Source organism: Dapis hubbardiae BLCC-M172 (assembly GCF_050016015.1).
Taxonomy (GTDB): Bacteria; Cyanobacteriota; Cyanobacteriia; order Cyanobacteriales; family Microcoleaceae; genus Trichodesmium.
The window spans coordinates 1-3,050 of the sequence record NZ_JBNHEQ010000218.1; the positions used below are offsets into that span (position 1 = coordinate 1).

2 protein-coding genes are annotated in these 3,050 nt (G+C 36.5%); both read right to left on the reverse strand.

Going from position 1 to position 3,050, the window contains the following annotated elements; translation table 11 throughout:
• Positions 1-154: 154 nt before the first annotated feature.
• A complete protein-coding gene (locus ACP6PK_RS20135; protein ID WP_426562075.1) occupies positions 155-679 on the reverse strand; it encodes a hypothetical protein in 525 nt (174 codons plus the stop codon).
• Positions 680-1,473: 794 nt separating this feature from the next.
• Positions 1,474-2,772, reverse strand: a complete 1,299-nt coding sequence (locus tag ACP6PK_RS20140; RefSeq protein WP_426562077.1) for a dihydroorotase — start codon at positions 2,770-2,772, stop codon at positions 1,474-1,476.
• Positions 2,773-3,050: the final 278 nt, after the last annotated feature.

Sequence of the window (3,050 nt, forward strand, 5' to 3'; positions counted from 1 at the left end):
ACTTAATTAAAACACTTGTCTAGGAATATTTTTCTATAGATTTAGTAACTATAATAATTACTTGCATAACAATTTACAATGCCAACTTCAAAGTTAAACAAACCGACACCACTACTTATTAATATAGATAAATATTATTAGTTGAATCTAAAAATCAGACTCTAAATTCACTAGAACCTTGAAGTTGATTTTCGTCTAGTTCCGTATCTCGGAAAAATTTGCGAATAATTTCCACATCAGGCTCTGTCTCAATCCACAGGCGGGCACCGCCTGCTTGACTTCTGTTAGGTTTATGGGGTCGATAGACAATTTTGCAATTTCCTAGAATTTCTACTTCGTGGCAATGGTCATTTCTGTCTCCTTGTTTGACAGAAATAGCTGGAAGAGATGTGCCGTGGTCTCGGTTATGGTCAATTTCTCTTCGCAGTACATGGATAAAAGTATTGCCTGTGCGGAATCCTTTATTCCAAGTTCCTTCAGGACCACGGCGACCAGGGGTAATTTCTGGCATTCCTCGACTATTTAAAGGAATTACCCAGAACCGTTTGACTTTTTCGGCTCCCTTCAGGCGACCTTGCCTGAGAAGCAACCTGAGTCTAGCAGTAGAAATATTTAAAAGAAATGCTGCTTCTGTTGTACCAACTTTATTTGGTTTAGTTTCAGTGTTTGTCTCTTTCATAAACTATTTCGGAATAGATCTTGTATGAACTTGATAACCAAATACCCATCAAACCACAAAGGATTTAGTTTGCCAATACTTAATTTTTCAGTATTAGAGAAATACTGCTTCTGTTGTACCAACCAACTTTATCTGGTTCAGTATTTGTATCTTTCATAAACTGTTTCGGAACATATATTGGATAAACTTGATAAGCTGGATAACCAAATACCCATCAAACCACAAAGGATTTAATTTGGCAATAATTTTTGATTTTCCAGTATTGACTTATAGAACCCCTAAGCGTATCTTTTCTTGAAATACAAAGCTTTCAGGAAAGCCGTTTTAGGGAGCTTAACAACTATAGGGGTTCAGGAGACCGAAAAATCACGAAAAATGACTGCCAGACTCTTAAAACCCAGATGGCTATTGGACTTGTAATTTGTTAAATAGATACCAAATGGCTTCTATAATAGTAATCTTAGTAGGAGATTTTAGAATTACCCAAAACTTAAACTAAATCTAGTTTTCTCTACTTGCCACTATTAAAGATTACCTAGCCAAATTTAACTGCAATTATCTACTGATGATAATCTTGCACCGGGAAGGGAGTAATAGTTATATCTTCCATAAACTGTTTCGGAATATATAGAGGATAAACTGAACAACTATTTATCATCAGACCACAAAAGATTTAATTTGAAAATAATTTTTGATTTTCCAGTATTTACTTACAATAGTAATCTTAGTGGGAAATTTTATAATTACCCAAAATATCAACTAAATTCGGAGTGCTTCTGAAAAAGTCATATCCTTTAAAATTCAGACTCCAGGACACGACCTTGAATTTGTTTTCCTAACCAGGGTGTATTGATAGAACGAGATTTCAAAGTTTGCTTTTCTACTACCCAAGTTTCTTGAGGCGCAAATAGGGTAACTTCTGCTGACTTTTGAGGTTTTATCTCTCCAGGACTTAATCCTAAACATTTGCTAGGAGCCGTACTTAATACCCTCCATAACTCTAAAGCTGACAATTCTCCAGTTTCGACAAAATTCTTCCATAATAAAGGTAATGCTGTTTCTAGCCCTATAACTCCCGTGGGTGCTTCAGAAAAAGCAACGGTTTTCTCCTCATAAGAAAAAGGAGAATGGTCAATAGCAATAGCATCTAAAACCCCATCCTTAATACCTTGAACTAAAGCTAGGCGATCGCTATTATTTCCCAGAGGAGGTTCCAAACGTAAATTCGGGTCATAAGGAATAAACTCAGTATCAAAAGGAGACTTACCCTCTATAGCTTGAGTATCCAACAACAAGTGCATCCAGGTTGTACTAGCAGTAATAGGCAAACCCCTACTTTTAGCAGTTCCAATCAACTCAACACTTCGAGCAGTAGAAACTCTCATAATATGAACCGGAGTACCAATATCATCTACTAGCTCTAATACAGCAGCCAAAGCAGAACTTTCAGCCATAGTCGGAACCCCAGGCAAACCCAAGCGAATAGAATCATATCCTTCTCGCATCACCCCATTACCTGCCAACCCAGAATTATTACAAAACAAAGCCACAGATTTATTCAGAGGTTTCAAATATTCCAAAACTCGCCGTAACAAACCAAGATTTTCTAGAGGCAAACCATCAGCAAACCCTACAACTCCCGTTACTGCTAATTCTCCCAACTCAGTCATTTGCTCACCTTTTACACCTTGGGTAATAGCACCCCAATAATAAAGAAGAGGAAAAGTAGATTTATCAGTTGTCTGAGTTGCCAAATTTTTTAATCTTGCCAAACCAGCAGGATTATCCAAAGGTGGAAAAGTATCGGGCAAAATTGCTAATCTAGTAAAACCACCAGCTCTAGAAGCTTGCATTAGAGATTCAATAGTTTCCCGTTCCTCAAACCCTGGTTCCCCACTATGACAATATAAATCGACTAAACCAGGACCTAAAATTAATTCCCGACAATCTTGAATATCTGTTTTAGTAGGGAACTCAGAAATATTTCCCTCAACCCCTGCTATTTTTCCATCAATAATTAAAACATCAGCAACTCGATCTGTCTGGGAAACAGGGTCTAAAATTCGGACTTGTTGAAGTAGTTTGCTGTTCATTATATGGAGTAAAGTTTTTTTTGAGAGAACGGCTATTCTTTTGCCGATTAGCTGATTAGCTGATTATAATTGATAATGAATCAATGAAAGTCAAAATTTTTTCGATGGATAATTTAAAACACCTCCAATAATTAAAAATCAAACCAAATTATCGGATAAAAATAATCAATTATTTACCGAATAATTAATAATTAAATAATTCGCGCCTTGAAGCCTACCCTGGAACCCACATTCCGCACGACAAAATGTAGTACACAAAGAGTGGGAAACTTGAGTAA